Below are 26,339 nucleotides of genomic sequence, written 5' to 3'. Positions count from 1 at the left end.
CGGCAGCTCTAAAGTTCAAGCAACTTGACAATAAATCCGTGCAAGGCCTTGATCTTGCGCGGATTTTCTGGTTTTCGTACACTCGCGCACAGTTTTTTCGTTTGGAGCCCCTGATGCCTGTGCAACTTCGCATCGCCGCCCGTCTCACCCGTGTGGTAGGGCTGTCCGTCATCGCAGCAGCCTTGTCGGTCCCGGCGGCGCAGGCGGCCCCCAAGGGCAAGGGCGCCCAGCCTGCCAAGAAGCAGGCCAGCAGCGCCGTGGTGGCCAAGCGCCCGGCTGCGGCGTCTGCGCGTGCCACGCCGCGCAAGGCCACGGCCGGCGCCACGCGCACGGCTTCCCGCAGCGCCCGTGCGCCGGTGCGCGCCGCCGCGGTGGCGGCTGTTGCGGCAGTGCCTGCGCGCCTGTCCTTCGGCCAGATGGCCGGGCTGCACAAGGTCTCCGACCCGCTCGACCTCAAATCCAGCGTGGCCCTGGTCATCGACCAGGACACCAAGGAGGTGCTGCTGAGCAAGAACGACCGCGCCGTGCTGCCGATCGCCTCGCTCACCAAGTTGATGACCGGCCTGCTGATCTCCGAGGCGCACCTGCCCATGGACGAGCTCATCACCATCACGCAGGACGATGTGGATACGGAAAAGCACAGCGGCTCGCGCCTGGCCGTGGGCAGCACGCTCAGCCGCGGCGAACTGCTGCACCTGGCCCTCATGTCCAGCGAGAACCGCGCTGCCCATGCGCTGGGCCGCACCTATCCCGGCGGCATGTCGGCCTTCGTCGAGCGCATGAACGCCAAGGCCCGCCTGCTGGGCATGACCGACACGCGCTACGTCGAGCCCACGGGCCTGTCCAGCCTGAACCAGTCCAGTGCCCACGACTTGGCGGCCCTGGTCAACGTGGCGCACGCCGACCCGCTGCTGCGCGAGCTGTCGACCTCGCCGGGGCACGAGGTGGCCGTGGGCCAGCGCGTGCTGCAGTACCGCAATACCAACCGGCTGGTGCAGAGCCCGTCGTGGGACATCGGGCTGCAAAAAACCGGCTACATCTCCGAGGCCGGGCGCTGCCTGGTCATGCAGGCCGAGGTGGCCGGGCGCAAGGTCATCATGGTGTTCCTCGACTCCGCCGGCAAGTTCAGCCGCCTGGGCGATGCCGAGCGCGTGCGCTCGTGGGTGGAAGGCCTGCAGAACGCCGGCGGGCGCATGCTGCACGCCGGGGCCGGCGCGGCCACGGGCTTTCGCCGCTGACGCGGCCCGGCCCCGAGGGCACGCGGCGCTTGCCCGCAAACACAACGGCGCCCTTGGGCGCCGTTGGCGTCTTCGCAGCAGGCAGAAAGGGGCGGGGCAGCGTGCCCCGCGGCTTTAGCGCAGCGGCGCGTGCAGGGCAGTGCGCAGCCCGGTGCTGTAGCCGAGCGCCGTGGAGATCTCCTGCGCCGTGGCCTGCAGCTTGGGCAGCCAGCCCTCGTCGAGCCGGTCGGCCGGCGCCGAGATCGACAGGCCGGCCACCAGCTGGCCCTGGTCGTCGAAGACACCGGCGGCCATGCAGCGCACGCCCAGCTCCAGCTCTTCGTTGTCGTGCGCCACGCCCCACTGGCGTGCGCGCGTGAGCTCACGTTCGAGCAGCGGCAGCTGGGTGATGCTGTTGCGCGTGTGGCCGGGCAGGCCGGTGCGCGTGGCGTAGGCGCGCACGCGCTGCGGGTCGTCGGCGGCCAGGAACAGCTTGCCGGTGGACGTCAGGTGCAGCGGCGCATGCCCGCCGATGGCGCGCACCACCTGCATGCCCGAGCGCTCGCTGTAGGTGCGCTCGATGTAGACGATCTCATCGCCCTGGCGCACGCTCAGGTTCACGGGCTGCTGGATCAGCTTGTGCAGCTGGCGCATGGGCGCCAAGGCGGCGTCGCGCACCGACAGGCGCGCCTTGACCAGGTTGCCCAGCTCCAGCAGGCGCATGCCCAGGCGGTAGCTGCCGGATTCGGGCCGGTCCACGAAGCGGCCCAGGGTCAGGTCGTTCAGGATGCGGTGCGCGGTGGAGGGGTGCAGGCCCGTCTTTTCGCTGATCTCCTTGAGCGAGATGGCCTCTTCGCGCGAGGCCAGCACGTCGATCAGGTGGAACATCCGCTCCAGCACCTGGACGCTGGGCTTGGGCGGCGCATCCGCGGGGCTTTTCTTCATGATTTTTTGTGGGTGCTGAAAGCGGGCGATTTTATGTAATGAAAAACGGGCGCGAAGTGCGCCCGTTGTTTATCCCTTGTCGGGGGTGTGCGCTCAGCTGCCGCGCGTTACCGGCACGGGCTCGCCCTTGCCGTAGCTGCCCCACTTGCCCAGCTCCCACTTGGCAATGGCATTGCGGTGCACCTCGTCGGGGCCGTCGGCGAAGCGCAGGGTGCGGGCATTGGCGTAGGCATAGGCCAGCGGGAAGTCGTCGCACATGCCGCCGCCGCCGTACACCTGCATGGCCCAGTCGATGACCTGGCACGCCATGCTGGGCGCAACCACCTTGATCATGGCGATCTCGGCCCTGGCGACCTTGTTGCCCACGGTGTCCATCATCCAGGCGGCTTTCAGCGTGAGCAGGCGCGCCATGTCGATGCGGCAGCGCGCCTCGGCGATGCGCTCCTGCGTCACGGTCTGCGCGGCGATCGGCTTGCCGAAGGCCACGCGGCTGCTGGCGCGCTTGCACATCAGCTCCAGCGCGCGCTCGGCCTGGCCGATCAGGCGCATGCAGTGGTGGATGCGCCCAGGGCCGAGGCGCCCCTGGGCGATCTCGAAGCCGCGGCCCTCGCCCAGCAGAATGTTGTCCACCGGCACGCGCACATTCTCGAACAGCACTTCGGCGTGGCCGTGCGGCGCATCGTCATAGCCGAAGACGTTGAGCGCGCGCACCACGGTGATGCCGGGGGTGTCGGCAGGCACCACGATCATGCTCTGCTGCGAGTGCCGGGCGGCTTCGGGGTCGGTCTTGCCCATGGTGATGAAGACCTTGCAGCGCGGGTCGTTGGCACCCGACGTCCACCACTTGCGGCCGTTGATGACGTAGTGGTCGCCGTCGCGCTCAATGCGCGTGGCGATGTTGGTCGCGTCGCTCGACGCCACGTCGGGCTCGGTCATGGCAAACGCCGAGCGGATGCGGCCCTCCAGCAGGGGCTTGAGCCACTCGGCCTTGATGGCCTCGGAGCCGTAGCGGGCGATGGTCTCCATGTTGCCGGTGTCGGGCGCCGAGCAATTGAAGACCTCGCTGGCCCACAGCACGCGGCCCATGATCTCGGCCAGCGGCGCGTATTCGGCGTTTGTGAGGCCCGCGCCGTGGTAACCCGAGGCCTCGGCCGTGTCCACCGGCAGGAACAGGTTCCACAGGCCGGCGGCCTGGGCGCGGGGCTTGAGGTCCTCCACGGTGCGCAGGGGCTGCCAGCGGTTGCCGGCGGCGGTGTTGGCGGCCATCTCCTCGGCGTACTGCTTCTCCGCCGGGTAGATGTGCTCGTCCATGAACCGGGTGAGCCGCTCGCGCAGCTCCTGCGTCTTGGGGGAATAGTCGAAATCCATGGAGGTTCCTTTCGTGGGTGAGCCAGGGGAGGGTGTCAGCTGCGCTGGGCGAAGGCCCATGCCAGCTCGGCCATGGGCCGCGCCGTGGCGCCGGCAGCCCTGGCCTGCGCGCTGGCGGCCGTGCCGGCCTCCACGCGCTTGGCGATGCCTTGCAAGATGGCCGCGATGCGGAACATGTTGTAGGCAAGGTAGAAGTTCCAGTCCGCCTCCAGGGCGGCGGGGTCGGCGGTGCCGGTGCGTTCGCAGTAGCGCGCGATGTAGTCGCGCTCGGCCGGGATGCCCAGGGCCGTCAGGTCCAGGCCGCCGATGCCGCGCCCGAGCTCGGCCGGGATGTGCCAGCTCATGCAGTGGTAGGCGAAGTCGGCCAGCGGATGGCCCAGGGTGGACAGCTCCCAGTCCAGCACGGCGATCACGCGCGGCTCGGTGGGGTGGAACATCAGGTTGTCCAGCCGGTAGTCGCCGTGCACGATGGAGACGCGACTCTCGTCACGGGCGCTGGCCGGCATGTGCGCGGGCAGCCAGTCCATCAGCCGGTCCATCTCGGCGATCGGCTGGGTGACGGAGGCCTGGTACTGCCGGCTCCAGCGGCCGATCTGGCGCTCGAAATAGTTGCCCGGCTTGCCGTAGCCGGCCAGCCCGCGGGCTGCGAAATCCACCGTGTGCAGCGCGGCGATCACGCGGTTCATCTCGTCGTAGAGGGCGGCGCGCTCGTGCGGCTGCATGCCGGGCAGGGCCTGGTCCCACAGAACGCGGCCTTCGATGAACTCCATCACGTAGAAGGCGCGGCCGATGACGGATTCGTCCTCGCACAGCGCCAGCATGCGCGGCACGGGCACGGTGGTGGAGGCCAGGCCCTGCATCACGGCGTATTCGCGCTCGATGGCGTGCGCCGAGGGCAGCAGCTTGGCCACCGGCCCCGGCTTGGAGCGCATGACGTAGGTTTGCGCCGGGGTCACGAGTTTGTAAGTCGGGTTGGACTGGCCGCCCTTGAACATCTCCAGCGACAGCGGCCCTTCGAAGCCCGCCACGTGGGCGGCCAGCCAGCGGGCGAGGACGTCGGTGTCGAGGGCGTGCTGGCCGGTGACGGGCCGGGTGCCGATGAAGTGATCGAATGGGCTCATGGGGCAGGGTCCGCCTGTTCAGTTATCAAAAAAGGGAGCAATGCCTCGGCCTGCATCTTCGTTTTGCAAGTCATTTTTACCAGAAAACGTTGGCTGGCAAGGGCATGTTGCTACGCTAATGCTAGCGCTCCGACTCGGCAGTGCGCAACAGCGCCGGCCGGTCGCACACCACCAACCCGGCCGGCTCGATGCGGATGGTGCCCTCGCGCTCCAGGCTCTTGAGTTCCTGGTTCACGCGCTGGCGCGAGGCGCCCAGCAGCTGCGCCAGCTCCTCCTGCGCCAGCTGCAGGCTGATGCGGATCTCGTCGCCGTTGGCCAGGTTGGGCACGCCGTAGCTGCGCACCAGGTGCAAGAGCTGCTTGGCCAGGCGCGCGCGCAGGGGCAGGGTGTTCAGGTCCTCGACCAGGCCGAACAGCACCCGGATGCGCCGCGCGTGCAGGCGCAGGAGCGCCTCGTACAGCTCGACGTGATGCGTCAGGATTTTCTTGAAATCGCCCCGCGCCACGCACACGATGGTGGTGTCGCCATGCGCATAGGCATCGTGGGTGCGCTGCTCGCCGTCGAAGAAGGCCACGTCGCCGAACCAGATGCCCGGCTCCACATAGGTCAGCGTGATCTGCTTGCCCGAGATCGAGGTCGAGCTCACACGCACGGCGCCGCGGGCGCAGGCGATCCACTCGTCGGGTGGGTCGCCCCGCGCCGCAATGAGCGCGCCGTCCTTGAAACGCTTGACGTAGGAGCATCGCAATATGTCGTGCCGCAGCGACGGGGAAAGGGAGGAAAACCAGCGACCGCTATTGATCGCCTCACGTTCTTCGATCGTAAGAATGGGTTCGTTCATGGTCTGTCTTATGGGTGACTGGGGCGCCCGGGATTGTCGCGTGCGGGACCGGCGCGGGCACGATCGGCCCACAGCCGCTACAATGGCGGGCTCAAGGCAACACCATACAAGGGCGAGAAAGGCACTTTCGGTTATGACACCGCGAACTACCACGGAGACATCCACCAGCCTTTGATGGCTGGACGTTCGCGCCTGCACGAGAGACCCCTTCCTTCTCCAACACCTCGAAAAGCGCGGACCGTGTTCCGCGCTTTTTGCGTTCCGGCGAAGAAATGCCGGCTTGCACGCCGGGCGCGGCCGATCCGCTCTTCGATCCTTCCGATACCGACCAAGGAATCCCGACCATGATCCAGATCACGCTGCCCGACGGTTCGCAACGCGAATTTCCCGGCCCCGTCACCGTCGCCGACGTGGCCGCCTCCATCGGCTCGGGCCTGGCCAAGGCGGCGCTGGCCGGCAGGATCGGGCAGGGCGATGACGCCCGCATCGTCGACACCAGCCACCTGATCGAGCGCGACAGCGCCCTGGCCATCGTCACGGCCAAGGACGCCGAGGGCCTGGACGTCATCCGCCACTCCACGGCCCACCTGCTGGCCTATGCGGTCAAGGAGCTGTTCCCGGAGGCGCAGGTCACCATCGGCCCGGTCATCGAAAACGGCTTCTATTACGACTTCGCGTACAAGCGCCCCTTCACGCCCGAGGACCTGGCTGCCATCGAAAAGCGCATGGCTGAACTGGCCGCCCGCGACGAGCCGGTGACGCGCCGTGTGCTGCCGCGCGATGCGGCGGTGGAATATTTCAAGGGTCTGGGCGAGCACTACAAGGCCGAGATCATCGCCAGCATCCCGGCCAATGAGGACGTGAGCCTGTACCGCGAGGGCAGTTTCGAGGATCTGTGCCGCGGCCCGCACGTGCCCAGCACGGGCAAGTTGAAGCACTTCAAGCTGATGAAGGTGGCCGGGGCGTATTGGCGCGGCGACCACCGCAACGAGATGCTGCAACGCATCTACGGCACGGCCTGGGCCAGCAAGGACGACCTGCAGAAGTACCTGACGCTGCTGGAGGAGGCCGAAAAACGCGACCACCGCAAGCTCGGGCGCGAACTCGCCCTGTTCCACATCGACGAGCACTCGCCCGGCACGGTGTTCTGGCACCCCAAGGGCTGGCAGCTGTGGCAGCAGGTCGAGCAGTACATGCGCCGCGTGTACAACGACAACGGCTACCAGGAGGTCAAGGCCCCGCAGATCCTGGACAAGTCGCTGTGGGAGAAGACCGGGCACTGGGACAAGTACCGCGAGAACATGTTCGTCACCGAAAGCGAAAAGCGCGACTACGCGCTCAAGCCGATGAACTGCCCGGGCCACATCCTGATCTTCAAGCAGGGCATCAAGAGCTACCGCGACCTGCCGCTGCGCTACGGCGAGTTCGGCAACTGCCACCGCAACGAGCCCACGGGCGGGCTGCACGGCATCATGCGCGTGCGCGGCTTCACGCAGGACGACGGCCACATCTTCTGCACCGAAGACCAGATCCAGCCCGAGGTGCTGGCCTTCACGCGCCTGCTGCAGAAGGTCTACGCCGACTTCGGCTTCACCGACATCATCTACAAGGTCGCCACGCGGCCCGAGGCGCGCATCGGCTCCGACGAAAGCTGGGACAAGGCCGAGGCGGCGCTGATCCACAGCCTGGAGGCATCGGGCTGCGCCTACGAGTTGTCGCCGGGCGAGGGCGCCTTCTATGGCCCCAAGATCGAGTACACGCTGAAGGACGCTATCGGCCGGCAGTGGCAGTGCGGCACCATCCAGGTGGACTTTTCCATGCCCGAGCGGCTGGAGGCCGAGTACGTCGGCGAGGACGGCGCGCGCCACCGCCCGGTCATGCTGCACCGCGCCATCGTCGGCAGCCTGGAACGCTTCATCGGCATCCTGATCGAGCAGCACGCCGGCGCCATGCCCACCTGGTTGGCGCCGGTGCAGGTGGCGGTGCTGAACATCACCGATGCGCAACAGGATTACTGTCGCGAAATAGCCGCAAAGCTGCAAAAAGCATTGCCGAATCAAGACCTTAGGGTGGTGACGGATCTGCGCAACGAAAAGATCACGTATAAAATACGCGAGCATTCGCTGCAAAAGCTGCCCTATATCCTCGTCGCCGGCGACAAGGAAAAGGCGGCCGGAACGGTGGCGGTGCGTGCCCGGGGTGGCAAAGACCTCGGTGTGATGTCCTTCGACGCATTCGTCGAACTGATCGCACGGGACATCGCCTCCAAAGCCTGATTCTTTTTGGGTCAAATACCGCTTGGAAGCGCACGGGTTGTGCGTAAGCAGCTATGCTTTTCGTAGCTTTTTTGATTAAGGGTGAGAACCATCGCTACCGAATTTCGTGACCGCCGCCACCGCGAGGAGCGCAAGCACCGCCTGAACCGGGAAATCATGGCGCCTGAAGTGCGCCTGTCCGGCCCCGAGAACGAGCCCCTGGGCATCGTCAGCTTGCAGGACGCCCTGCGCATGGCTGGCGAGCTGGATGTGGACTTGGTGGAAATTGCCGCCACGGCCAATCCGCCCGTCTGCCGCCTGATGGACTATGGCAAGTTCAAGTACCAGGAGCAGAAGAAGGCGGCCGAGGCCAAGGCCAAGCAGACGGTCATCGAGATCAAGGAAGTGAAGTTCCGCCCCGGCACCGACGAGGGCGACTACCAGATCAAGATGCGCAACATCCGCCGCTTCCTGGCCGAGGGCGACAAGGTCAAGGTCACGCTGCGCTTTCGTGGCCGCGAGATCACGCACCAGGAGCTGGGCCTGGCCCTGCTCAATCGCCTGCGCGACGAGCTGGCCGACAGCATCCTGGTCGAGCAGTTCCCCAAGCTGGAAGGCCGCCAGATGATCATGATGATCGCGCCGGCGCGCAAGAAGGCCGTGGCTGCGGCCAAGCCGGCCGCCGAAGGCGCCTCGCAGGCGGCGGACTGACGCGGGAACGACCTATTTGAAGAGTCCGGCCGGTGGCCCTTTCGGGGCGGCTGGCCAGAAGGCGGCGCCCTGGTGCGCTGCCCCGCGGCGGGAATGACGCCCCGCCGCACCCAAGAAGTGGCTCGGGGCCTGCAAGGTTGCACAGCGGTGTGCAAACGCCTCACGAGCACAATGTCAAGGAGCATTTCAATGCCCAAAATGAAGACCAAGAGCAGCGCGAAGAAGCGTTTTCGCGTTCGTCCGGGTGGCACCGTCAAGCGCGGTCAAGCCTTCAAGCGTCACATCCTGACCAAGAAGACCACCAAGAACAAGCGCCACCTGCGTGGCATTGTGAACGTGCACGAAGGTGACATGGGCTCCATCGCCAAGATGCTGCCCATGGCCGGCCTGTAATTCACACTGACGAACAAGGAGAAAACACATGCCTCGCGTCAAACGTGGTGTAACGGCACGCGCCCGTCACAAGAAGGTTCTCGCACTGGCCAAGGGTTTCCGCGGCCGTCGTGGCAACGTCTACCGCATCGCCAAGCAGGCGGTGATGAAGGCGGGCCAGTACGCCTACCGTGACCGCCGCGCCAAGAAGCGCGTGTTCCGCCAACTGTGGATTGCCCGTATCAACGCCGCTGCCCGTGAACTGGGCCTGACCTACAGCCAGTTCACCAACGGCCTGAAGAAGGCAGCCATCGAGATCGACCGCAAGATGCTGGCCGACCTCGCGGTGCACGACAAGGCTGCCTTCGGCAGCATCGTGGAGCAAGTCAAGGCCAAGCTGGCCGCTTGAGTTGAGTCTACGAACCGGCCGCTATCGTTTGCATAGCTGCCGGCGCGCCAACAGCAAGGGCTAGGGCTTGAAAGGGCACTAGCCCTTGTTTTTTCGCAAAGAGCAACATGAACGAGTTGGATTCCCTGGTGACGAGTGCGCGCGAGTCGTTCGCGCGCTGTGCAACCCCGGCCGAGCTGGAAAACGCCAAGGCCCAGTTCCTGGGCAAGTCGGGCCGGCTGACCGAGCTGATGAAGGGCATGGCGCAGCTCTCGCCCGAGGAGAAGAAGACGCGCGGCGCGGCTATCAACGTGGCCAAGCAGGGCGTGGAATCGGCCCTGGCCGAGCGCCGCCAGCAGCTGCAGGACGCCGAGCTGGAGCGCCAGCTGAAGGCCGAAGCACTGGACGTGACCCTGCCCGGGCGCAGGCGCGGCGCGGGCGGCCTGCACCCGGTCTCGCTCACCCTGGAGCGCATCGAGCAGATCTTCGGCTCCATGGGCTTTGACGTGGCCGACGGCCCGGAGATCGAGACCGACTGGTTCAACTTCACTGCGCTCAACACGCCAGAGGACCATCCGGCGCGCTCCATGCACGACACCTTCTACGTCGAGGGCGGCAGCGCGTCGGCGCCGCACCTCTTGCGCACGCACACCAGCCCCATGCAGGTGCGCTACGCCGTGCAGCACGTCAAGCGCCACCGCCACCTGATCGACGCCGGCCAGGCCATGCCCGAGATTCGCGTCATCGCCCCGGGCCGCACCTACCGCGTGGACTCGGACGCCACGCACTCGCCCATGTTCCACCAGTGCGAGGGTCTGTGGATCGGCGAGAACGTGAGCTTCAAGGACTTGAAGGTCGTCTTCACCGATTTCTGCCGCACCTTCTTTGAAAGCGATGACCTGGTGCTGCGCTTTCGCCCCAGCTTCTTTCCCTTCACCGAGCCCAGTGCCGAGATCGACATCCAGTTCCAGACCGGGCCGCTGGCCGGCCGCTGGCTGGAGGTGTCGGGTGCGGGCCAGGTGCACCCCAATGTGGTCCGCAACATGGGGCTGGACCCCGAGCGCTACATCGGCTTTGCCTTCGGCATGGGCCCGGACCGGCTGACCATGCTGCGCTATGGCGTGAACGACCTGCGCCTGTTCTTTGACGGCGACATCCGCTTCCTGTCGCAGTTTCAGTAAGGCCAGCCGCCTTTTTCTATCAAAAGCAGAGCACAAGGTCAGCAGCATTCAAGGTTTTCCGGGTGTTTTCATCCTGAAATCCTTTGCTCGCGCCGAGATGATGCTCTGTTTTCAAGAGCAAAACGCCGAAAGTCCCGAACATGCAATTTCCTGAATCCTGGTTGCGCGAGTTCTGCAACCCGCCCCTGTCCACCCAGGAACTGGCCGACACCCTGACCATGGCCGGCCTGGAGGTCGAGGAGCTGCGCCCGGTCGCGCCGCCGTTCACCAAGATCGTCGTCGGCGAGATCCGCGAGGCCGTGCAGCACCCCAACGCCGACCGCCTGCGCGTGTGCCAGGTGGACGTGGGCGGGCCCGAGTTGCTGAACATCGTCTGCGGCGCGCCCAATGCGCGCGTGGGCATCCGCGTGCCCTGCGCGCTGGTGGGCGCCGAGCTGCCGCCGGGCGACGACGGCAAGCCCTTCGTCATCAAGGTCGGCAAGCTGCGTGGCGTGGAAAGCCGCGGCATGCTGTGCTCGGGCCGCGAGCTCGGCCTGTCCGACGACCATGGCGGCCTGCTGGAGCTGGCCGCCGACGCGCCCCTGGGCCAGGACATCCGCCAGCACCTGCTGCTGGACGACACCCTGTTCACCCTCAAGCTCACGCCCAACCTGGCGCATGCCCTGAGTGTCTTCGGCGTGGCGCGCGAGCTGGCGGCGCTGACCGGCGCGCCGCTCCTGCGCCCCGAGTTCCCCCGGCTGGCCACGCAGATCGACGACCGCCTGCCCGTGGACGTTCAGGCGCCCGACCTGTGCGGGCGCTTTTCCGGCCGCATCGTGCGCAGCGTCGACCCGCGCGCGCGCACGCCGCAGTGGATGGTCGAGCGCTTGGAGCGCTGCGGCCAGCGCAGCGTGGGGCCGCTGGTGGACATCTCCAACTACGTCATGTTCGAGCTGGGCCGGCCCTCGCACATCTTCGACCTGGACAAGATCCATGGTGGCCTGGAGGTGCGCTGGGGCAGGGCGGGCGAGCAGCTCAAGCTGCTCAACGGCAACACCATCACGGTGGACGAGAAGGTCGGCGTGATCGCCGATTCCGCCCAGGTGGAGTCGCTGGCCGGCATCATGGGCGGCGACGCCACGGCCGTGGGCGATGACACGAAGAACATCTATGTCGAGGCCGCCTTCTGGTGGCCGGCAGCGATCGCCGGGCGCTCGCGCCGCTACAACTTCTCCACCGACGCCGGCCACCGCTTCGAGCGCGGCGTGGACCCGGAAGGGACGGTCGAGCACATCGAGCGCATCACGCAGCTGGTTCTGCAGATCTGCGGCACCGACGAGACGTGCTGCGGCCCGGTGGACGACCAGCAGGTCAACCTGCCCCGGCCCGAGCCCGTGCGCATGCGCGTGGCGCGCGCCGCCAAGGTCATCGGCATGCCCTTGAGCGAGGCGCACTGCCTGCAGGCGCTCGAGCGCCTGGGCCTGGACGTGCGCGCCGAGGAGGGCGGGGTGCTGGTGGTGCTGCCGCCGGCCTACCGCTTCGACCTGCGTCTGGAGGAAGACCTGATCGAGGAAGTGGCGCGCATGGTGGGCTACGAGCAGTTGCCGACCACGCCGCCGCTGGCGCCCATCACCGCGCGCGTGCGGCCCGAGGCACGCCGCAGCAGCTTTGCCGTGCGCCGCGCCCTGGCGGCGCTGGGCTACCAGGAAACCATCAACTTCAGCTTCGTCGAGGAGCGCTGGGAGCGCGAGCTGGCTGGCAACGACGCGCCCATCCGCCTGCTCAACCCGATCGCCAGCCAGCTGAGCGTGATGCGCTCGTCGCTGCTGGGCTCGCTCATGCAGGTGCTCAAGTTCAACCTTGACCGCAAGGCCCCGCGCGTGCGGGTCTTCGAGCTGGGCCGCGTGTTCGCGCGCGACGCCGGCGTGCCCGCCAGCGACACCACGGTCGAGGGCATCGCCCAGCCCATGCGCGTGGCAGGCCTGGCCTACGGCCCGGTCGATCGCCTGCAGTGGGGCGAGCGCGCCCGCGCCGTCGATTTCTTCGACGCCAAGGGCGACGTGCAGGCGCTGCTGGCGCCGCTGCAGCCCACGTTCGAGGCGGCAGAGCACCCGGCGCTGCACCCGGGCCGCTGCGCGCGCGTGCTGCTGGATGGCCAGGCCATCGGCTACGTGGGCGAGCTGCACCCGCGCTGGCGCCAGGGCTGGGAGCTGCCCGCCGCACCCGTGCTGTTCGAGCTGGAGCTGGACGCCGTGCTGCGCCGCCCCGTGCCGCAGTTCGCCCCGGTGCCGCGGCGCCAGGACGTGGAGCGCGACATCGCCGTGGTGGTGGCCGAGCGCATCACGCACGACCAGGTCATGCAGGCCGTGCGCGGCGCGCTGGCGCCCGGCCTGCTGCGCTCGGCCGTGCTGTTCGACGTCTTCCGCCCCCAACCCGAGCGGGCCGGGCAGCCGGGCGGCACTGGCGGGCTGGCCGCGGGCGAGAAGAGCCTGGCCATCCGCCTGACGCTATCGAGCGACGCAGCCGCGCTGCAGGACGCCGAGATCGACGCCGCCGTGCAGCGCGTGCTGCAGGCGCTGGCCGAACACGTGGGGGCGCGGCTGCGATGACCGGCACCCGAACCCCGGGCGCCACGGGCGCCGACACCGGGCCAGAGCTGGGGCTGGAGCTGCACAGCCTGGAATCGCCCGCGCTCACCAAGGCGCAGCTGGCCGAGCTGCTGTTCGAGCAGATCGGCATGAACAAGCGCGAGGCCAAGGACATGGTGGACGCCTTCTTTACCCTGATGGGCCAGCGCCTGATCGAGGGTGAGGACGTGAAGTTGTCGGGTTTTGGCAACTTCCAGATCCGCACCAAGGCCGCGCGGCCGGGGCGCAACCCGCGCACCGGGGAATCCATCCCCATCAAGGCGCGGCGCGTCGTCACCTTCCATGCCAGCAGCAAGCTCAAGGAGCAATTGCAGGAGGGCGGGGACGACAAGCTGTGATCAGCCCGGGGGGCGCCGGCGCGCCTTCTGCGCTACCCTTGTCGCTTCGGCCGCTGCCCTGACTCCCTGTTTGTGCCATGAGTGACGTGCTGCCTCCCATCCCTGCCAAGCGCTACTTCACCATCGGTGAGGTGGCGCAACTGTGCGGTGTCAAGCCGCACGTGCTGCGCTACTGGGAGCAGGAATTCACCCAGCTGCGCCCCATGAAGCGGCGCGGCAACCGGCGCTACTACCAGCACCACGAGGTGCTGATGATCCGGCGCATCCGCGAGCTGCTGTACGAGCAGGGCTTCACCATCAGCGGCGCGCGCAACCGCCTGCAGGAGCTGGCCCAGGCGGGCCGCGCCGCCGCCGCCGAACCCCTGCAGGCAGCGGTGGCCACGCCCCCACGCATCGAGCCTTTGCAGCTGGCTGATGGCCCCGCGCTGGCGGGCTGCGCCACCGACGCGGTCGCGCTGCGCCGCGAGCTGGAAGAAATTCGGGCCATTCTTTTTTGAGGCCGTTTTTTCGATATATACTCTTGGTCTTGTCGGCGTGTAGCGCAGCCTGGTAGCGCACTTGCATGGGGTGCAAGGGGTCGCGAGTTCGAATCCCGCCACGCCGACCATTTTTTCGTAGAAATTGCTGATTCCTTTGGGAGTCAGCAATCAAAAGACCCAGGCGCGTAGCTCAGCTGGTTAGAGCACCACCTTGACATGGTGGGGGTCGTTGGTTCGAGTCCAATCGCGCCTACCAACTTTTCCCTCTGGAAGTGACCAGCTTCCAGATTTTCAGGGAACTGCTGGGGAACTTCTCAGGTTCTCAAATTGATCAAGCCGCCCCGCGTTGGGCGGCTTTTTCTTTTGAGGAGCGCGCAACACCGATCGGCTCAGTCGATGTCTAGCGTCAGGTGTCTGTCCAAGAGCAAGGCCACTGCTTCATGGGGTGTGCTTGCGATCATTTGATCGATGATGGCGTCTTCGTCCACGCTGGAGAAGGCCATGGACCAGTGGGGATAGCGTCTGCCCGTGTGCAGGGGCTCGTGGAGCAGGGCAGTCACATGCTGGTGACGCGGGTCCCGGTGGATGCGTTCCGCCAGCGCATTGATCGTGGCCGACTCGCCCTCGACATACTGAAAAAAGCGTTCGCCATCGAACAGCAGCACGCCGGTGATTCCATGCAGGGCGTTGAAGACCCGGGCGGCCTTGATGATGGGGCCCACGCAGTTGACGTCGTAACCGTTGGCCAGCTTGCTGTGGTAGGCGAACTGGTTCAGCGCCTGGTTGTTCATCGCAATCCTTTGAAGGGGGTCGGTACCGGCCCCTGAGAGAACACTGTAGCAGGAGCGGGCGGCGCAGGTTTCGTCATGAAATCCATTCCTGCACCCCTCTACGCTGCAGGGCGACGTCCGGATGGCCGCCGCGACCAGCTTGCCCAGTGCTTTAGCACGGGGGCCGCGCTGGCAATCCCAGCCTGCCCCCGTGCGAGAGCCGCCGCGGGCCCGCACCTGCCTTTAGCCAGCGCGGGGCACGGGCAGGCTTGGCGCAATTGCCTGCCAGGCCCGCACGGCTGCCAGTGTGGACTGCATCTGCACCGTGTGGGCAAAGCGGAACGCTTCGCCCTGCAGGGTCTCGTCCGGAAACTCGGTGATCAGGGTAACCGGCGCATCGCGCGTGGTCTCGGCCTGCATGCAGGCGATGCCGTCGATCACCTCGAATGGCAGCGCGCCGGCATGGAACTCATACAGGGCGCGCTGGCGTGCGTTGAAAGCCGCCAGGCCCGGCACCCGCGCCAGCTGCGCGCACACGGCCAACAGTAGGGCGCGTGCGGGCTGCTCCCAGCCCGGGTGGTGGCGCAGGATCAGGAAGAACCCCTTGGGCAGCATCCAGTGCTCGAAGCCGCGCGGCACGTAGCCCGACAGCGGTCGCGTCCAGTCATGCGCGGGGTAGCCGTGCAGGTTGACGTGCAGCTGCGCGCCCGACAGGCGCAAGGCCGTCTCGCGCGCCTCGCGTTCGAGCAGAGGCACGGTCTCGCGGTATTCCACGTCGTCGCCCAGGGCCGTGTAGCGCGCCGCGTGCTGCATGTGGCCCGGGTGGTGGGCGCACAGCTCGCGGTGCAGGGCATAGCCGTCGGGGTTTTCCAGCGCGATGAGGGCAAAGTGCGCGCCCGGCTCCGATTGCAGCACGCCGGCCGCGCGCAGTGCGCCGACGATGCCCGAGGTCTCGTTGGCGTGCTGGCCGGCGCTGATGAAGACCGGATGCTGCGCGCCGGCGCGGTACAGGCCGTGCACGGTGCGACCCTGGCGCGTGGGCGCGGCAAAGCGCTGCGTGGCGGGCCAGCCGTGCAAGATGCGTTCGATGTGCTCGGGCGTGGGGGTGGCGTCCAGCAGCGCCAGGGGGGTGGGTGCCTGGGCCCGCGCATCACGGCCCGCCGGCAAAGTGGCAGGCAGCGGCAGGAGCGCCACGCGCAGGCGCGGCCCGGTGGCGCCCAGGCGCACGTCGGGCACGATCTGGCCGGGCTGTAGCCGCCGGTCGCCGGGCGCGCGGCCGCTGCGGAACTGGAAGTGCTCCAGCAGCGAGAAGTACAGGTCCTCGTGCAGGGCCTCGACCGTGCTCAGCGTCTCGCCTGCCCAGGGCAGGGGCTCCTCGTAGCCGGGCAACTCCGCACGCAGCTCCAGCCGCTCGAAATAAGGCTCGGCCGTGCCGAAGGGGTGCTCGCGCACGGCCTGCAGGGCCTGCTGGTGGAGCAACTCGTAGTCGGTGGTGACGGCGCAGTCGAGCAGGTCTGCCGGGCCGGCCTGCGTGCCCACGCGCAGCCAGCCGGTCGGGGACAGAGCCGGGGCGCCGGTCTCGTCCGGGTGCTGGCGGTTGGGGGCGTGCACGCGCGCTTGGTGGCTGCGGCCATCGTGCAGCGTCAGCTCCAGGTCGTACCAGGGCTCGTGATCGGCGCGCGGCTCCAGCACCAGGGCGCCCTCGGCCAGCCAGGCGCCCAGGGGATAGGCCTCCAGCGCGAAGCGCCGGGCCGGGCCCACGGCCGGGGTGGGGTAGCGCACCTGCGCGCGGGCGACCTGAGCAGCGTCCAGCCCGGCGTCAAGGATGTATTGCACCAGCGGCTTGTAGGCGCTGTGCAGGCGCGCCTGCACTCCGGCCGCGGCCAGCCGGGCTTCGGCCGCGCGGCGCGCATCGCGGCCCTCGAACAGCCAGCCCTCCAGGTGGCAGCCGCGCCAGCGCGGCTGGGTGAAGCGCTGCAGCCAGGCGTCCAGGGTGCGCTCGATGCGCAGGTCCAGCAGCACCTGGGCCGGGGGCGATGTCCGTTCGTCGTGCATGCCGCAAAGGTCTCCCCGCCGGGGCGTGGTTTCAGATGAAAAAGTGCCTTTTGCCCTGACTGGGCAATGGCTTGTAGCTATCTTTTTGGCTGACGGTCCAGCCTTCAGGAATCGCGGCCTTCCTGGTGCCCGGGGCCGACCACGCGGCTCAGGCTGGGCGGCACCGGCTCACCCAGGCGGCGCGCACGAAACAGCGCCGCGCGCATCAGGAAGATGGTGGTCACCGGCACGGTGACGGCGACGAACAGGGCGATCAGCAGCGAATGCAGGGCCAGCCGGTCGATGGCCGAGAAATAGATCAGCGTGGCGTGCATGACGCACCAGCAGGCCAGCGTGGCGATGATGGAAGGGGCGTGCACGCGCTCGAAATAGGTCTTCAGGCGCAGCAGGCCGAAGGAGCCCATGAAGGCGATGAAGGCGCCGACCAGCACCAGCACCGAGATGGTGATGTCCAGCCACAGCGGCAGGGCGGCGGCGCTCACTCGATCACCTCGCCGCGCAGCAGGAACTTGGCCAGGGCCGTGGAGCTGACGAAGCCCAGCAGCGCGATCAGCATGGCTGCCTCGAAATAGTTGGCGCTGCCGTACTGGATGCCCAGCACCAGCATGAACAGCATGCCGTTCAGGTACATGCAGTCCAGCGCCAGCACGCGGTCCTGCGCATGCGGGCCCCAGGCCACGCGCGCCAGGCACAGCACCATGGCCAGCGCCAGCAGCACCAGGGCCGCGGGCACGGCCCAGGAAAGGACCGGACTCGTCATCATGATTCGAAGATCTCCATCAGCGGGCGCTCGTAGCGCGTCTTGACGTGCTCGATGATGGCCTGGCGGTCGGCCACCTCCAGCACGTGCAGCATCAGCAGCGAGCGGTCCAGCGACAGCTCGGCCCAGGACGTGCCGGGCGTGATGCACACGATCATGGCCAGCACCGCCAGGGCGTTGGGGTCGCGCAGCTCCAGCGGGATGGTCACGAAATCGGCAGCGTGCTCGGGCGGCCCGGACCGCAGCAGCGCGCGCAGCACGGCGATGTTGGACTCGGTGGTGTCCACCATGACGATCCAGCACAGCCGCAGTATGGTGAGCGGGCGGTGTACGCTCACGCGCTGCGGCCGCAGGCTGCGAAACAGCACCGGCAGGACCAGCGCCAGGATGAGCGCCAGCAGCAGGTGGCCCGGGCTCACCGAGTGGTTGAGGATCAGCCACATCAGGAACAGGCCCACTGAAACCAGCGGCGCCGGCAGCAGCTTGTCCCTCATGGCGTCTCCTTGACCGTGCCGGGCCGGATCTGGCTGCCCGGCGGCGTGACCGGCCCGGGGATGGGCTGGGCCTGCAGCACGGCGCGCACGTAGTTGGCCGGCGCGTGCAGGCCGTTGGCCGTGGCCTCGGTGTAGGCCATGACCAGCTCGGCGCGCAGCGCCAGCGCCACGCAGGCGGCCAGCAGCGCCGCCAGCGGCAGGCCCTCGAACACGTGCAGGCGCGGCGGCTGGCGATCGTGCGCGGCCCAGAAGTGGCGCATGCCGGTGCGCGTCAGTGCAATGAGCGAGAGCAGACCCGTGCCGATCAGCAGCGCCAGCAGCGTCCAGCCCCAGCCGCCCGGCTGCGTGCCGGCCGACGATTCGAGGCCCAGCGGGTTGAGCACGGCGTTCAGCATGGCGAACTTGCCGACGAAGCCCGACAGCGGCGGCATGCCGGCGATGACCAGGGTGCACACCAGGTAGGCCAGCCCCAGCACCGCCGCCCCTGCGGGGATGGCGCGGCCCACCAGCACCTGCTCTTCGTCGTCCAGGTTCAGCCCCGGCGTGGGCACCAGCTCGGGCGTGAGAAAGGGCGCCTCGTCGCCATCGTGGCCGCGCAGGTCCGTGCCGTCGGTGCGCCAGCGCTCGATCAGGTCGGCCAGCAGGAACAGCGCGCCGATGGCCAGCGTCGAGCCCGGCAGGTAGTACAGCATGGCCGCCGTGAGCTGGTTCTGCCCCAGGCCGGAGGCCGCCAGCACCGTGCCCGAGGACAGCACGGCAGCAAAGCCCGCCAAGTGCGCCAGGCGCTGCGAGGCCAGCATGCCGATGGCGCCAAACGCCATGGTCGCCATGCCCGCGCCCACCAGCCACAGGCCGCCGAACAGGGCCGAGGCACCGGCCTCGCTGCCAAACAGCAGCGTCCACAGCCGCAGCAGGGTGTAGACGCCGACCTTGGTCATGACGGCAAACAGGGCGCCCACGGGCGCCGTGGCGGCGCTGTAGGCGGGCACCAGCCAGAAGTTCAGCGGCCACACGGCGGCCTTGATGAGAAAGGCCGTGGCCAGGATGGCGGCTGCCGCATGCAGCAGCCCGCGGTCGGCGGCAGCCACGTGGGGCACCTGCTGGGCCAGGTCGGCCATGTTGAGCGTGCCGGTGATGCCGTAGAGCATGGCCGCGCCGATCAGGAACAGCGAGGACGCGGCCAGGTTCACGGCGATGTAGTGCAGGCCCGACTGCACCCGCGCGCGCCCCGAGCCGTGCAGCAGCAGGCCGTAGGAGGCGGCCAGCATGATCTCGAAGAAGACGAACAGGTTGAACAGGTCGCCCGTGAGGAAGGCGCCCGCCAGGCCCATCAGCTGCAGCTGGAACAGGGCATGGAAGTGCACGCCCGCGCGGTGCCAGCGCGTGCCGGCAAAGACCACGCAGCACAGCGCCAGCACCATGGTCAGCACCAGCATCAGGGCCGACAGGCGGTCGAGCACCAGCACGATGCCGAAGGGGGCGATCCAGTTGCCCTGCAGGTACACGCCCATGTCGGCGGGGGTGTCCACGTGGTGCGCCCAGCGCAGCAGCGCCACCGCCACCAGCAGGCCCAGCGCGGTGGAGACGATGTTCAGCGCGAGCTTGACGCGCTGGCGCTCCTCGCCCATGAGCAGCGTCAGCGCCGCGGTCAGCAGCGGCAGGCCGATGGGCGCCAGCATCAGGTGCGGCATGCAGCGTGCCGCCAGTTCGGACAGCAGGGCGCTCATGGCATCTCCTGCTCGTCGCGTCCGTGCACGCCGTCCACGTGGTCGGTGCCGCTGACGCCGCGCGAGGCCAGCAGCACCACCAGAAACAGCGCCGTCATGGCAAAGCCGATCACGATGGCGGTGAGCACCAGGGCCTGGGGCAGCGGGTCGGTGTAGTGCTGCAGGTCGAGAGGCACGCCGGGCTGGATGACGGGCTCCTTACCCACCTCCAGGCCCAGGCGCCCCATGCTGAAGATGAACAGGTTGACGGCATAGGACAGCAGCGACAGGCCCATGATGACCTGGAAGGTACGCGGGCGCAGCAGCAGCCACACGCCCGAGCCGGTGAGCGCGCCGATGGCGATTGCGAGGATGGCTTCCATCAGCGCGCCCCCGCCGCCGCAGGGGGATGCGGCTCGTCGTCATAGCTCACCAGTGCCGCCATGGCCAGCTGCTCTTCTTCGAGCATGCGCGCATGCCAGCGGTGGCTGCGCACCGACTGATGGGCGATGGCGGTGAGGATGACCAGCGTGGCTCCCACCACCAGGGCGAACACGCCGATGTCGAAGAAGATGGCACTGGCCACGTGCAGCTCGCCCAGCACCGGCAGCTGCAGCACGGCCGTGTGGCTGGTCAGGAAGGGGTAGCCCAGCGCCACGGCGCCCAGGCCGGTGGCCAGGGCCAGCAGCAGGCCGGTGGCGATCCAGCGGCGCGGCAGGATGTTCATATGCGCCTCGACCCAGGAAGTGCCCGAGACGATGTACTGCAGCACCAGCCCGACCGCGAACACCAGACCGGCGACGAAGCCGCCACCCGGCCGATCGTGCCCGCGCATGAAGAGGTACAGCGCCACCAGCGCCGTGAAGGGCAGCAGCAGGCGCACCAGCACCGCCGGCACCATCAGGTAGCCGATGGCGGTGTCGGCGGCGTTGCGCGGGTTGAGCAGGTCGGTCTGCAGGTCGGCGGGCAGGTAGCGCTGCTGCTCGGGCAGGTCCATGGCCTCGCCGGCCGGGCGAAAGCGCCGCAGCAGCGCATACACCGTGATGGCGACGATGCCCAGCACGACGATCTCGCCGAAGGTGTCGAAGCCCCGGAAGTCCACCAGCATGACGTTGACCACGTTGGTGCCGCCGCCCTGGCTCAGGGCGCGCTCCAGGAAGAAGGTCGAGGTGCTCTCGGCAAAGGGCCGGCTCATCATGGCAAAGGCCAGCCAGGCCATGCCGCCGCCGGCCGCGGCGGCAATCACCAGGTCGCGCAGCCGCCGTGCGCGCGTGGCCAGGGCATTGGCGTCGCCCGGCGGCAGGCTCTGGTCGCGCCGGGGCAGCCAGCGCAGGCCGAGCAGGATCAGCACCGTGGTCACCACCTCGACGGCCAGCTGGGTCAGTGCCAGGTCGGGCGCGGAAAACCACAGGAAGGTGACGCACACGCACAGCCCGGCGCCGCCCATGAAGATCAGCGCCGCCAGGCGGTGGTACTTGGCCTGCCAGGCCGCTGCCAGCGCGCACAGCGTGCCGATGGTCCACAGCAGTACGAAGGCCGCAGGCAGCGGCAGCTGCGGGCGCCCGCCGTGCTGCAGGCTGCCGCCCAGCACGAGGGGCAGGGCAGCGGCGACCAGCGTGGCCAGCACCAGCCAGAGCATCTGCCACTGCAGTCGCGTGGTGGACAGCAGCCGGCGCAGCCTGCGCGCCCCGGACGTGAGCAGTGTGAGCGCCACCTCGAAGTGCTCCTTGCCGGTGACGCGGGGCAGCAGCGGGGGCGCGGCGCCAGCGTCCAGCCGGTGGCGCTGGCGGCGCAGCATCAGGTACAGCAGCGTGCCGCCCGCGAGCGCCACCACGCTCATGATGAGCGGGGCATTGACGCCGTGCCACACCGCGAGACTAAAGGCGGGCAGCTCGCCGCCCACCACCGGCAGGGCGGCCGCGTCCAGGTAGCGGCCCACGGCCCAGCCCGGGAAGACGCCCACCACCAGGCAGGCCAGCACCAGCAGCTCCACCGGCACGCGCATCCAGTGCGGCGGCTCGTGCGGCTCGTGCGGCAGGTCGGTGGCGCGCGGGCCGCCGAACACGTCCAGTACGAAGCGCAGCGAATAGGCGACGCTGAACATGCCGCCGATGGTGGCCGCCACCGGCAGCGCCATGGCTACCAGGGGCGATGCGTTGAGATAGACGGTCTCGGCGAAAAACATCTCCTTGGACAGGAAGCCGTTGAGCAGCGGCACCCCGGCCATGGCGGCGCTGGCCACGGTGGCCAGCGTGGCAGTAATCGGCATCATGCGGCGCAGGCCCGACAGGCGGCGGATGTCGCGCGTGCCGGTTTCGTGGTCCACGATGCCCGCGGCCATGAACAGCGAGGCCTTGAACGTGGCGTGGTTCATGATGTGGAAGACCGCCGCCACCGGCGCCAGCGGGCTGTTCAGGCCCAGCAGCAGGGTGATCAGGCCCAGGTGCGAGATGGTCGAATACGCCAGCAGCCCCTTCAGGTCGTTCTGGAACATGGCCGCATAGCCGCCCAGCAGCAGGGTGCAGGCACCCGCGCCGCCCACCAGCCAGAACCAGGGCCCGGTGTCGCCCAGCACGGGCCACAGGCGCGCCAGCAGGAAGACACCTGCCTTGACCATGGTGGCCGAGTGCAGATAGGCCGACACCGGCGTGGGCGCGGCCATGGCGTGCGGCAGCCAGAACTGGAACGGGAACTGCGCGCTCTTGGTGAAGGCCCCCAGCAGCACCAGCACCAGCACCGTGAGGTAGAGCGGATCGGCGCGCACCAGCTCGCCGGCCACCAGCACCTGGTCGAGCTCGTAGCTGCCGACGATGTGGCCCAGCACCAGCACCCCCGCCAGCAGGCACAGCCCGCCCGAGGCCGTCACCGTGAGCGCCATGCGCGCACCCCGGCGTGCGTCGCGCCGGTGGTGCCAGTAGCCGATCAGCAGGAAGGAAAACAGGCTGGTCAGTTCCCAGAAGAAGACCAGCACGATGAGGTTGCCCGAGAGCACCACGCCCGCCATGGCACCCATGAAGGCCAGAAAGAACGAGAAGAAGCGCGGCACCGGGTCGGCAGGCGACATGTAGTAGCGCGCATACAGCACCACCAGCGTGCCGATGCCGAAGATCAGCATGCAGAACATCCAGGCGAAACCGTCCATGCGCACTGACAGGTTCAGGCCCAGGGCGGGCAGCCACTCGATCTCCTCGCGCAGCACGCCGCCGTTTTCGATCCGCGGAAAGGCCAGGGCCGCCTGCACAGTGCAAAACAGCGCGACCACGCCAGCCAGCGTGGATTCGGTGTTGCGTGCGTTGGACGGCAGCACGGCTGCCAGCAGGCTGCCGACGAAAGGCAGCAGGATCAGGAAAACCAGGGACATGGGCCGGCCATTTTAGGGGGAAGGTGGTATTCCCCTGCTATGGAAAACCGAGCGCCAGGCGGGCTATGCACGCCGCCCTGCGGACGCACGGGGCCGCGTCAGCGGGCCGCGGGCGCGGTGGCCGGCGCACGGGCCGCGGGCGGGGCGGCGTAGGGCGCGCCGCCGATGCGCAGGCCTTCGTCGGACAGGCGCGCCGCCGTGGCCGGGCCGATGCCCCTGACGCGCGCGATGAAGTCGTTCCAGTCGGCAAAGGGGCGCTCGCTGCGCGCGGCCAGGATGCGCGCGGACGTGGCGGGGCCTATGCCCTTGATGCCGTCGAGCTGCGCTTCGCTGGCGTGGTTGGCGTCCACGCGGGCCAGCGCCGCGCCGCAATGGACGAGCCCCGCGAAGGCCAGGGCGATGAAGGCGGCGGGACGTGGAAGCAGGCGCATGACCGGACCCTTTGCAAATGTGTGGCGTCGGTACTGTGCAGCAGAACCCCCCGGCCCGCAACTAGAGTTCTTCCACCCGCCGGGCGGGGTAGCTGTCCCAGCTCTGGCAGCCCGGGCACTGCCAGAAATGCTGGCGCGCCTCGAAGCCGCAGGCGGCGCAGCGATAGCGCGTGAGCGGCTTGCAGGCATGCTCCAGGGCGCCCTGCACCTGGGGGTGGTGCTGCTGGCGGCCCAGCGTTTCGCCGGCCAGCCATTGCGTGGCTGCCACCAGAGAAGGTTCATGGTCCAGGTGGCGCAGCCACCAGTGGCGCGCCTGCGCAGCGCCGGCTTCGCCCGCGGACTCCAGCGCCACGATGGCCTGCACCAGGTCGAGCGAGGGCATGGCCTCGTAGTGGCGCACCAGCAGGGTGTGGGCCAGGCTGGCCTGGCCGCTGCGGGCCGCCGTCTCGGCCAGCAGGGCGGCTGCCAAGGGCAGGGCGGCGGGGGCGGCCTCGCTCAGGGCGCGCAGGTGTTCCAGCGCCTCTGCGTCCCGGCCCATACGCTGGGCCAGGCGGGCAAGCTCGATGCGCGCGCGCCCGGCCTGCGGGGCCTTGGCGACGGCCTGCTCGAACAGAGTCCTTGCGGCCTCCAGCTCGCCATGCGCGGCATGCGCCAGCGCCTGCTCGCACAGGTAATGCGCCTGGCGGGTGCTGAAGTCGCCCTGGTGCGCGTCCTGCATGCGCTGGGCGATGTCGCTGGCGCGCGCCCAGTCGCGCGAGCGCTCGTAGATGGCCAGCAGCGCCATGCGCGCCTGGGACTCGAAGGGCGAACCTTCCAAGCGCAGCAGGGCGTCTTCGGCGCGGTCGAGCAGCCCGGCCTTGAGAAAGTCCAGCGCCAAGGCGTGCTGCGCGCGGTCGCGGTCGGCGCGCCCCAGGTCGCCGCGCGACAGCAGGTGCTCGTGCACACGCACGGCGCGGTTGTATTCACCCCGCCGGCGAAACAGGTTGCCCAGGGCGAAGTGCAGTTCGGTGGTGTCGGGGTCGCTCTGGACGGCCTCGATGAAGGCGTCGATGGCCTGATCCTGCTGCTCGTTGAGCAGGTAATTGAGCCCCTTGAAGTAGGCCTTGGGCGCGCGGCGGCTGTCCTCGCGCATCTGGCGCAGGTCCAGCCGCGAGGCGAACCAGCCCAGCGCGAACGCCAGCGGCAGGCCCAGGACGATCCAGCTCAGTTCAAATTCCATGCAGGGGGGCGCCAAGCGCGCCGTCGGGTTCGGCCGGGGGGGATACGGCCGCCTGGTCGGTCGCTGCGGGTGCGGTCTGCGCGCGGCGCGCAGCGTTGCGGTGGTGCCACCAGCGCGGCACCATGCCCAGCACTCCCACGGCCACGCCGAGGGCGAAGGCGCTCAGCACCACCAGCACCAGGGGTGCCGTCCAGGCCGTGCCGAAGAAGAAATGTACGGTGGCGCTTTGCTGGTTGTTCAGAGCAAAGGCGAAAAGGGTGAAAAAAATGGCTGCCTTGAGCAGCCAGAGAAAATATTTCATGCATCGTCCCCCGGGCCGGCGCCATTCTAGGAGCTTGTGCGTGCCCGCCGCCGGTCATTGATCGTTTTGGCGTCAAACCAAGGCGGGGCAATGAGATTTAGCTATGGTTTTTGTCAGGCCCGGCGGGCTGCTGGTCCACTGCCTCGCGCAGGGCCTTGCCGGGTTTGAAGTGCGGCACGCGCTTTTCCGGAATTTGCACCGCCTCGCCCGTGCGCGGGTTGCGGCCCAGGCGGGGTGGGCGGCGGTTGACGGAAAAGCTGCCAAAGCCGCGGATCTCGATGCGGTGGCCGCGCACCAGCGCGTCGCCCATGGCATCCAGGATGGTCTTGACGGCGTACTCGGCATCGCGCTGCGTGAACTGGGCAAAGCGCGCTGCAAGTTCTTCAACGAGGTCGGATCGGGTCATGGCAGGCGGAAGGCGAGAGGAAGAAAAGACAACGGGCGCCGTGGACGCCCGTTGTCTTGGTTTTGAGCGGTCCGCGCCGCCTCTCAGGGGCGGCAAGGACCGGGGCGCAGGCAGCTGCGTCCGTGGCGCGGATTACTTGTCCGAGCCATCCAGCTTGGCGCGCAGCAGGGCGCCCAGGCTGGTCGTGCCGGCGTTCTCGCGCGAGGACTGGGCCGACAGGTGGGCCATGGCTTCATGCTGGTCGGCCTGGTCCTTGGCCTTGATCGACAGCTGGATGTTGCGGCTCTTGCGATCCACGTTCACCACCACGGCGGTGATCTCGTCACCTTCCTTGAGCACGTTGCGGGCGTCTTCCACGCGGTCGCGGGAGATTTCCGAGGCACGCAGGTAGCCCACGATGTCCTGGCCCAGGTCGATCTCGGCGCCACGGGCGTCCACGGTCTTGACCGTGCCGCTGACTGTCTGGCCCTTGTCGTTGACCGTCACGAAGGTCGTGAAGGGGTCCTGGTCGAGCTGCTTGATGCCCAGCGAGATGCGCTCGCGGTCCACGTCCACGGCCAGCACGATGGCTTCGACTTCCTGGCCCTTCTTGTAGTTGCGCACGGCGGCTTCGCCGGGCTCGTTCCAGGACAGGTCGGACAGGTGCACCAGGCCGTCGATGCCGGCAGCCAGGCCCACGAACACGCCGAAGTCGGTGATGGACTTGATCGGGCCCTTGACGCGGTCGCCGCGCTTGGTGTTCTGCGCGAATTCCTGCCAGGGGTTGGCCTTGCACTGCTTCATGCCCAGGCTGATGCGGCGCTTGTCTTCGTCGATGTCCAGCACCATGACTTCGACCTCGTCGCCCAGGCTGACCAGCTTGGAGGGGGCCACGTTCTTGTTGGTCCAGTCCATCTCGGAGACGTGCACCAGGCCTTCGATGCCGGGCTCGAGCTCGACGAAGGCGCCGTAGTCGGCGATGTTGGTGATCTTGCCGAACAGGCGCGTGCCCGA

The 26,339-nt window shown here is 68.3% G+C and carries 27 protein-coding genes and 2 tRNA genes; 11 read left to right on the top strand and 18 right to left on the bottom strand.

The window, feature by feature from the left end:
• Positions 1 to 113: 113 nt before the first annotated feature.
• The gene (locus RT051_RS04795) at positions 114 to 1,238 is read left to right on the top strand and encodes a serine hydrolase (protein WP_313072737.1); all 1,125 of its coding nucleotides are present in this window, start codon (positions 114 to 116) and stop codon (positions 1,236 to 1,238) included.
• A gap of 114 nt (positions 1,239 to 1,352) precedes the next feature.
• Here the strand turns inward: RT051_RS04795 and RT051_RS04790 are convergent, their stop codons facing one another.
• The 4 genes from RT051_RS04790 to RT051_RS04775 form a co-directional block, all read right to left on the bottom strand.
• Positions 1,353 to 2,162 (bottom strand): IclR family transcriptional regulator, encoded by an 810-nt coding sequence (locus RT051_RS04790; protein ID WP_313072733.1) that lies wholly within the window; start codon positions 2,160 to 2,162, stop codon positions 1,353 to 1,355.
• 93 nt (positions 2,163 to 2,255) lie between these two features.
• Positions 2,256 to 3,530, bottom strand: coding sequence for an acyl-CoA dehydrogenase family protein (locus RT051_RS04785; protein WP_313072729.1), 1,275 nt, complete (start codon positions 3,528 to 3,530; stop codon positions 2,256 to 2,258).
• 35 nt (positions 3,531 to 3,565) lie between these two features.
• Positions 3,566 to 4,651: a phosphotransferase gene (locus tag RT051_RS04780; RefSeq protein ID WP_313072725.1), complete on the bottom strand. Its 1,086-nt coding sequence runs from the start codon at positions 4,649 to 4,651 to the stop codon at positions 3,566 to 3,568.
• A gap of 121 nt (positions 4,652 to 4,772) precedes the next feature.
• Positions 4,773 to 5,492: a Crp/Fnr family transcriptional regulator gene (locus RT051_RS04775; protein ID WP_313072720.1), complete on the bottom strand. Its 720-nt coding sequence runs from the start codon at positions 5,490 to 5,492 to the stop codon at positions 4,773 to 4,775.
• 344 nt (positions 5,493 to 5,836) lie between these two features.
• Here RT051_RS04775 and thrS point away from each other — a divergent pair, with 344 nt between their 5' ends.
• From thrS to pheS, 5 genes are all read left to right on the top strand, one after another.
• A complete protein-coding gene (thrS, locus tag RT051_RS04770; protein WP_313072716.1) occupies positions 5,837 to 7,768 on the top strand; it encodes a threonine--tRNA ligase in 1,932 nt (643 codons plus the stop codon).
• An 81-nt stretch (positions 7,769 to 7,849) separates the two neighbouring features.
• Positions 7,850 to 8,458: a translation initiation factor IF-3 gene (gene infC, locus RT051_RS04765; protein ID WP_313072713.1), complete on the top strand. Its 609-nt coding sequence runs from the start codon at positions 7,850 to 7,852 to the stop codon at positions 8,456 to 8,458.
• 189 nt (positions 8,459 to 8,647) lie between these two features.
• Complete coding sequence (rpmI, locus tag RT051_RS04760; protein WP_312305291.1) at positions 8,648 to 8,851, top strand: 50S ribosomal protein L35; 204 nt, start codon at positions 8,648 to 8,650, stop codon at positions 8,849 to 8,851.
• Positions 8,852 to 8,879: 28 nt separating this feature from the next.
• The gene (gene rplT, locus RT051_RS04755) at positions 8,880 to 9,239 is read left to right on the top strand and encodes a 50S ribosomal protein L20 (RefSeq protein ID WP_312305290.1); all 360 of its coding nucleotides are present in this window, start codon (positions 8,880 to 8,882) and stop codon (positions 9,237 to 9,239) included.
• Positions 9,240 to 9,346: 107 nt separating this feature from the next.
• A complete protein-coding gene (gene pheS, locus RT051_RS04750; protein ID WP_313072705.1) occupies positions 9,347 to 10,399 on the top strand; it encodes a phenylalanine--tRNA ligase subunit alpha in 1,053 nt (350 codons plus the stop codon).
• Between the two features lie 19 nt (positions 10,400 to 10,418).
• Here the strand turns inward: pheS and RT051_RS04745 are convergent, their stop codons facing one another.
• Complete coding sequence (locus tag RT051_RS04745) at positions 10,419 to 10,541, bottom strand: hypothetical protein (RefSeq protein WP_313072700.1); 123 nt, start codon at positions 10,539 to 10,541, stop codon at positions 10,419 to 10,421.
• On the opposite strand from RT051_RS04745, the gene pheT reads away from it, so the two are divergent.
• The 5 genes from pheT to RT051_RS04720 all read left to right on the top strand — a co-directional run bounded on the left by pheT (position 10,540) and on the right by RT051_RS04720 (position 14,099).
• Positions 10,540 to 12,987 carry a phenylalanine--tRNA ligase subunit beta gene (gene pheT, locus RT051_RS04740; protein ID WP_313072697.1) on the top strand — a complete coding sequence of 816 codons (2,448 nt, stop codon included), beginning with the start codon at positions 10,540 to 10,542 and terminating at the stop codon, positions 12,985 to 12,987. The two genes, RT051_RS04745 and pheT, sit on opposite strands and share 2 nt — an antisense overlap.
• Complete coding sequence (locus tag RT051_RS04735; protein ID WP_313072693.1) at positions 12,984 to 13,364, top strand: integration host factor subunit alpha; 381 nt, start codon at positions 12,984 to 12,986, stop codon at positions 13,362 to 13,364. Before pheT ends, RT051_RS04735 begins: the two co-directional genes overlap by 4 nt.
• A gap of 77 nt (positions 13,365 to 13,441) precedes the next feature.
• Positions 13,442 to 13,861, top strand: coding sequence for a MerR family transcriptional regulator (locus tag RT051_RS04730; RefSeq protein ID WP_313072690.1), 420 nt, complete (start codon positions 13,442 to 13,444; stop codon positions 13,859 to 13,861).
• A 33-nt stretch (positions 13,862 to 13,894) separates the two neighbouring features.
• A tRNA-Pro gene (locus RT051_RS04725) sits at positions 13,895 to 13,971 on the top strand.
• A gap of 51 nt (positions 13,972 to 14,022) precedes the next feature.
• Positions 14,023 to 14,099: transfer RNA gene (locus RT051_RS04720), tRNA-Val, on the top strand.
• Positions 14,100 to 14,232: 133 nt separating this feature from the next.
• Here RT051_RS04720 and RT051_RS04715 read toward each other — a convergent pair.
• The 13 genes from RT051_RS04715 to RT051_RS04655 form a co-directional block, all read right to left on the bottom strand.
• Positions 14,233 to 14,634 (bottom strand): BLUF domain-containing protein, encoded by a 402-nt coding sequence (locus RT051_RS04715; protein WP_313072688.1) that lies wholly within the window; start codon positions 14,632 to 14,634, stop codon positions 14,233 to 14,235.
• A gap of 222 nt (positions 14,635 to 14,856) precedes the next feature.
• Positions 14,857 to 16,668 (bottom strand): peptidase M14, encoded by a 1,812-nt coding sequence (locus RT051_RS04710; protein WP_313072685.1) that lies wholly within the window; start codon positions 16,666 to 16,668, stop codon positions 14,857 to 14,859.
• Between the two features lie 104 nt (positions 16,669 to 16,772).
• On the bottom strand, positions 16,773 to 17,150 hold the full coding sequence (locus tag RT051_RS04705; protein ID WP_313072683.1) for a monovalent cation/H(+) antiporter subunit G: 378 nt from the start codon (positions 17,148 to 17,150) through the stop codon (positions 16,773 to 16,775).
• On the bottom strand, positions 17,147 to 17,428 hold the full coding sequence (locus tag RT051_RS04700) for a K+/H+ antiporter subunit F (RefSeq protein ID WP_313072846.1): 282 nt from the start codon (positions 17,426 to 17,428) through the stop codon (positions 17,147 to 17,149). The genes RT051_RS04705 and RT051_RS04700 overlap by 4 nt, the downstream gene beginning before the upstream one ends.
• Positions 17,428 to 17,922, bottom strand: a complete 495-nt coding sequence (locus RT051_RS04695) for a Na+/H+ antiporter subunit E (RefSeq protein ID WP_313072679.1) — start codon at positions 17,920 to 17,922, stop codon at positions 17,428 to 17,430. Before RT051_RS04695 ends, RT051_RS04700 begins: the two co-directional genes overlap by 1 nt.
• Complete coding sequence (locus tag RT051_RS04690) at positions 17,919 to 19,649, bottom strand: monovalent cation/H+ antiporter subunit D (RefSeq protein WP_313072677.1); 1,731 nt, start codon at positions 19,647 to 19,649, stop codon at positions 17,919 to 17,921. Before RT051_RS04690 ends, RT051_RS04695 begins: the two co-directional genes overlap by 4 nt.
• A complete protein-coding gene (locus RT051_RS04685; RefSeq protein ID WP_313072674.1) occupies positions 19,646 to 20,011 on the bottom strand; it encodes a Na+/H+ antiporter subunit C in 366 nt (121 codons plus the stop codon). Before RT051_RS04685 ends, RT051_RS04690 begins: the two co-directional genes overlap by 4 nt.
• Positions 20,011 to 22,989 (bottom strand): monovalent cation/H+ antiporter subunit A, encoded by a 2,979-nt coding sequence (locus RT051_RS04680; protein WP_313072672.1) that lies wholly within the window; start codon positions 22,987 to 22,989, stop codon positions 20,011 to 20,013. The genes RT051_RS04685 and RT051_RS04680 overlap by 1 nt, the downstream gene beginning before the upstream one ends.
• 98 nt (positions 22,990 to 23,087) lie before the next feature.
• Complete coding sequence (locus RT051_RS04675) at positions 23,088 to 23,420, bottom strand: helix-hairpin-helix domain-containing protein (protein ID WP_313072668.1); 333 nt, start codon at positions 23,418 to 23,420, stop codon at positions 23,088 to 23,090.
• A 61-nt stretch (positions 23,421 to 23,481) separates the two neighbouring features.
• Entirely contained in the window at positions 23,482 to 24,639 is a 1,158-nt protein-coding gene (lapB, locus tag RT051_RS04670; protein WP_313072664.1) for a lipopolysaccharide assembly protein LapB, read from the bottom strand.
• Complete coding sequence (locus RT051_RS04665) at positions 24,629 to 24,940, bottom strand: LapA family protein (RefSeq protein WP_313072660.1); 312 nt, start codon at positions 24,938 to 24,940, stop codon at positions 24,629 to 24,631. The genes lapB and RT051_RS04665 overlap by 11 nt, the downstream gene beginning before the upstream one ends.
• A 97-nt stretch (positions 24,941 to 25,037) precedes the next feature.
• Positions 25,038 to 25,346, bottom strand: coding sequence for an integration host factor subunit beta (locus RT051_RS04660; RefSeq protein WP_313072654.1), 309 nt, complete (start codon positions 25,344 to 25,346; stop codon positions 25,038 to 25,040).
• A gap of 132 nt (positions 25,347 to 25,478) precedes the next feature.
• The coding region (locus RT051_RS04655) for a S1 RNA-binding domain-containing protein (RefSeq protein ID WP_313072650.1) at positions 25,479 to 26,339 on the bottom strand (861 nt) is incomplete at its 5' end.

This window comes from Melaminivora sp. (genome assembly GCF_032059615.1).
Lineage (GTDB): Bacteria > Pseudomonadota > Gammaproteobacteria > Burkholderiales > Burkholderiaceae_C > Melaminivora.
This window is presented reverse-complemented; position numbering and strand designations above follow the sequence as displayed.

Coding starts and splice junctions, on each gene's coding strand:
- RT051_RS04795 (WP_313072737.1), top strand. CDS start 114: ATGCCTGTGCAACTTCGCATCGCCGCCCGTCTCACCCGTGTGGTAGGG.
- RT051_RS04790 (WP_313072733.1), bottom strand. CDS start 2,162: ATGAAGAAAAGCCCCGCGGATGCGCCGCCCAAGCCCAGCGTCCAGGTG.
- RT051_RS04785 (WP_313072729.1), bottom strand. CDS start 3,530: ATGGATTTCGACTATTCCCCCAAGACGCAGGAGCTGCGCGAGCGGCTC.
- RT051_RS04780 (WP_313072725.1), bottom strand. CDS start 4,651: ATGAGCCCATTCGATCACTTCATCGGCACCCGGCCCGTCACCGGCCAG.
- RT051_RS04775 (WP_313072720.1), bottom strand. CDS start 5,492: ATGAACGAACCCATTCTTACGATCGAAGAACGTGAGGCGATCAATAGC.
- thrS (WP_313072716.1), top strand. CDS start 5,837: ATGATCCAGATCACGCTGCCCGACGGTTCGCAACGCGAATTTCCCGGC.
- rpmI (WP_312305291.1), top strand. CDS start 8,648: ATGCCCAAAATGAAGACCAAGAGCAGCGCGAAGAAGCGTTTTCGCGTT.
- rplT (WP_312305290.1), top strand. CDS start 8,880: ATGCCTCGCGTCAAACGTGGTGTAACGGCACGCGCCCGTCACAAGAAG.
- pheS (WP_313072705.1), top strand. CDS start 9,347: ATGAACGAGTTGGATTCCCTGGTGACGAGTGCGCGCGAGTCGTTCGCG.
- pheT (WP_313072697.1), top strand. CDS start 10,540: ATGCAATTTCCTGAATCCTGGTTGCGCGAGTTCTGCAACCCGCCCCTG.
- RT051_RS04745 (WP_313072700.1), bottom strand. CDS start 10,541: ATGTTCGGGACTTTCGGCGTTTTGCTCTTGAAAACAGAGCATCATCTC.
- RT051_RS04735 (WP_313072693.1), top strand. CDS start 12,984: ATGACCGGCACCCGAACCCCGGGCGCCACGGGCGCCGACACCGGGCCA.
- RT051_RS04730 (WP_313072690.1), top strand. CDS start 13,442: ATGAGTGACGTGCTGCCTCCCATCCCTGCCAAGCGCTACTTCACCATC.
- RT051_RS04715 (WP_313072688.1), bottom strand. CDS start 14,634: ATGAACAACCAGGCGCTGAACCAGTTCGCCTACCACAGCAAGCTGGCC.
- RT051_RS04710 (WP_313072685.1), bottom strand. CDS start 16,668: ATGCACGACGAACGGACATCGCCCCCGGCCCAGGTGCTGCTGGACCTG.
- RT051_RS04700 (WP_313072846.1), bottom strand. CDS start 17,428: ATGACGAGTCCGGTCCTTTCCTGGGCCGTGCCCGCGGCCCTGGTGCTG.
- RT051_RS04695 (WP_313072679.1), bottom strand. CDS start 17,922: ATGAGGGACAAGCTGCTGCCGGCGCCGCTGGTTTCAGTGGGCCTGTTC.
- RT051_RS04690 (WP_313072677.1), bottom strand. CDS start 19,649: ATGAGCGCCCTGCTGTCCGAACTGGCGGCACGCTGCATGCCGCACCTG.
- RT051_RS04685 (WP_313072674.1), bottom strand. CDS start 20,011: ATGGAAGCCATCCTCGCAATCGCCATCGGCGCGCTCACCGGCTCGGGC.
- RT051_RS04680 (WP_313072672.1), bottom strand. CDS start 22,989: ATGTCCCTGGTTTTCCTGATCCTGCTGCCTTTCGTCGGCAGCCTGCTG.
- RT051_RS04675 (WP_313072668.1), bottom strand. CDS start 23,420: ATGCGCCTGCTTCCACGTCCCGCCGCCTTCATCGCCCTGGCCTTCGCG.
- lapB (WP_313072664.1), bottom strand. CDS start 24,639: ATGGAATTTGAACTGAGCTGGATCGTCCTGGGCCTGCCGCTGGCGTTC.
- RT051_RS04665 (WP_313072660.1), bottom strand. CDS start 24,940: ATGAAATATTTTCTCTGGCTGCTCAAGGCAGCCATTTTTTTCACCCTT.
- RT051_RS04660 (WP_313072654.1), bottom strand. CDS start 25,346: ATGACCCGATCCGACCTCGTTGAAGAACTTGCAGCGCGCTTTGCCCAG.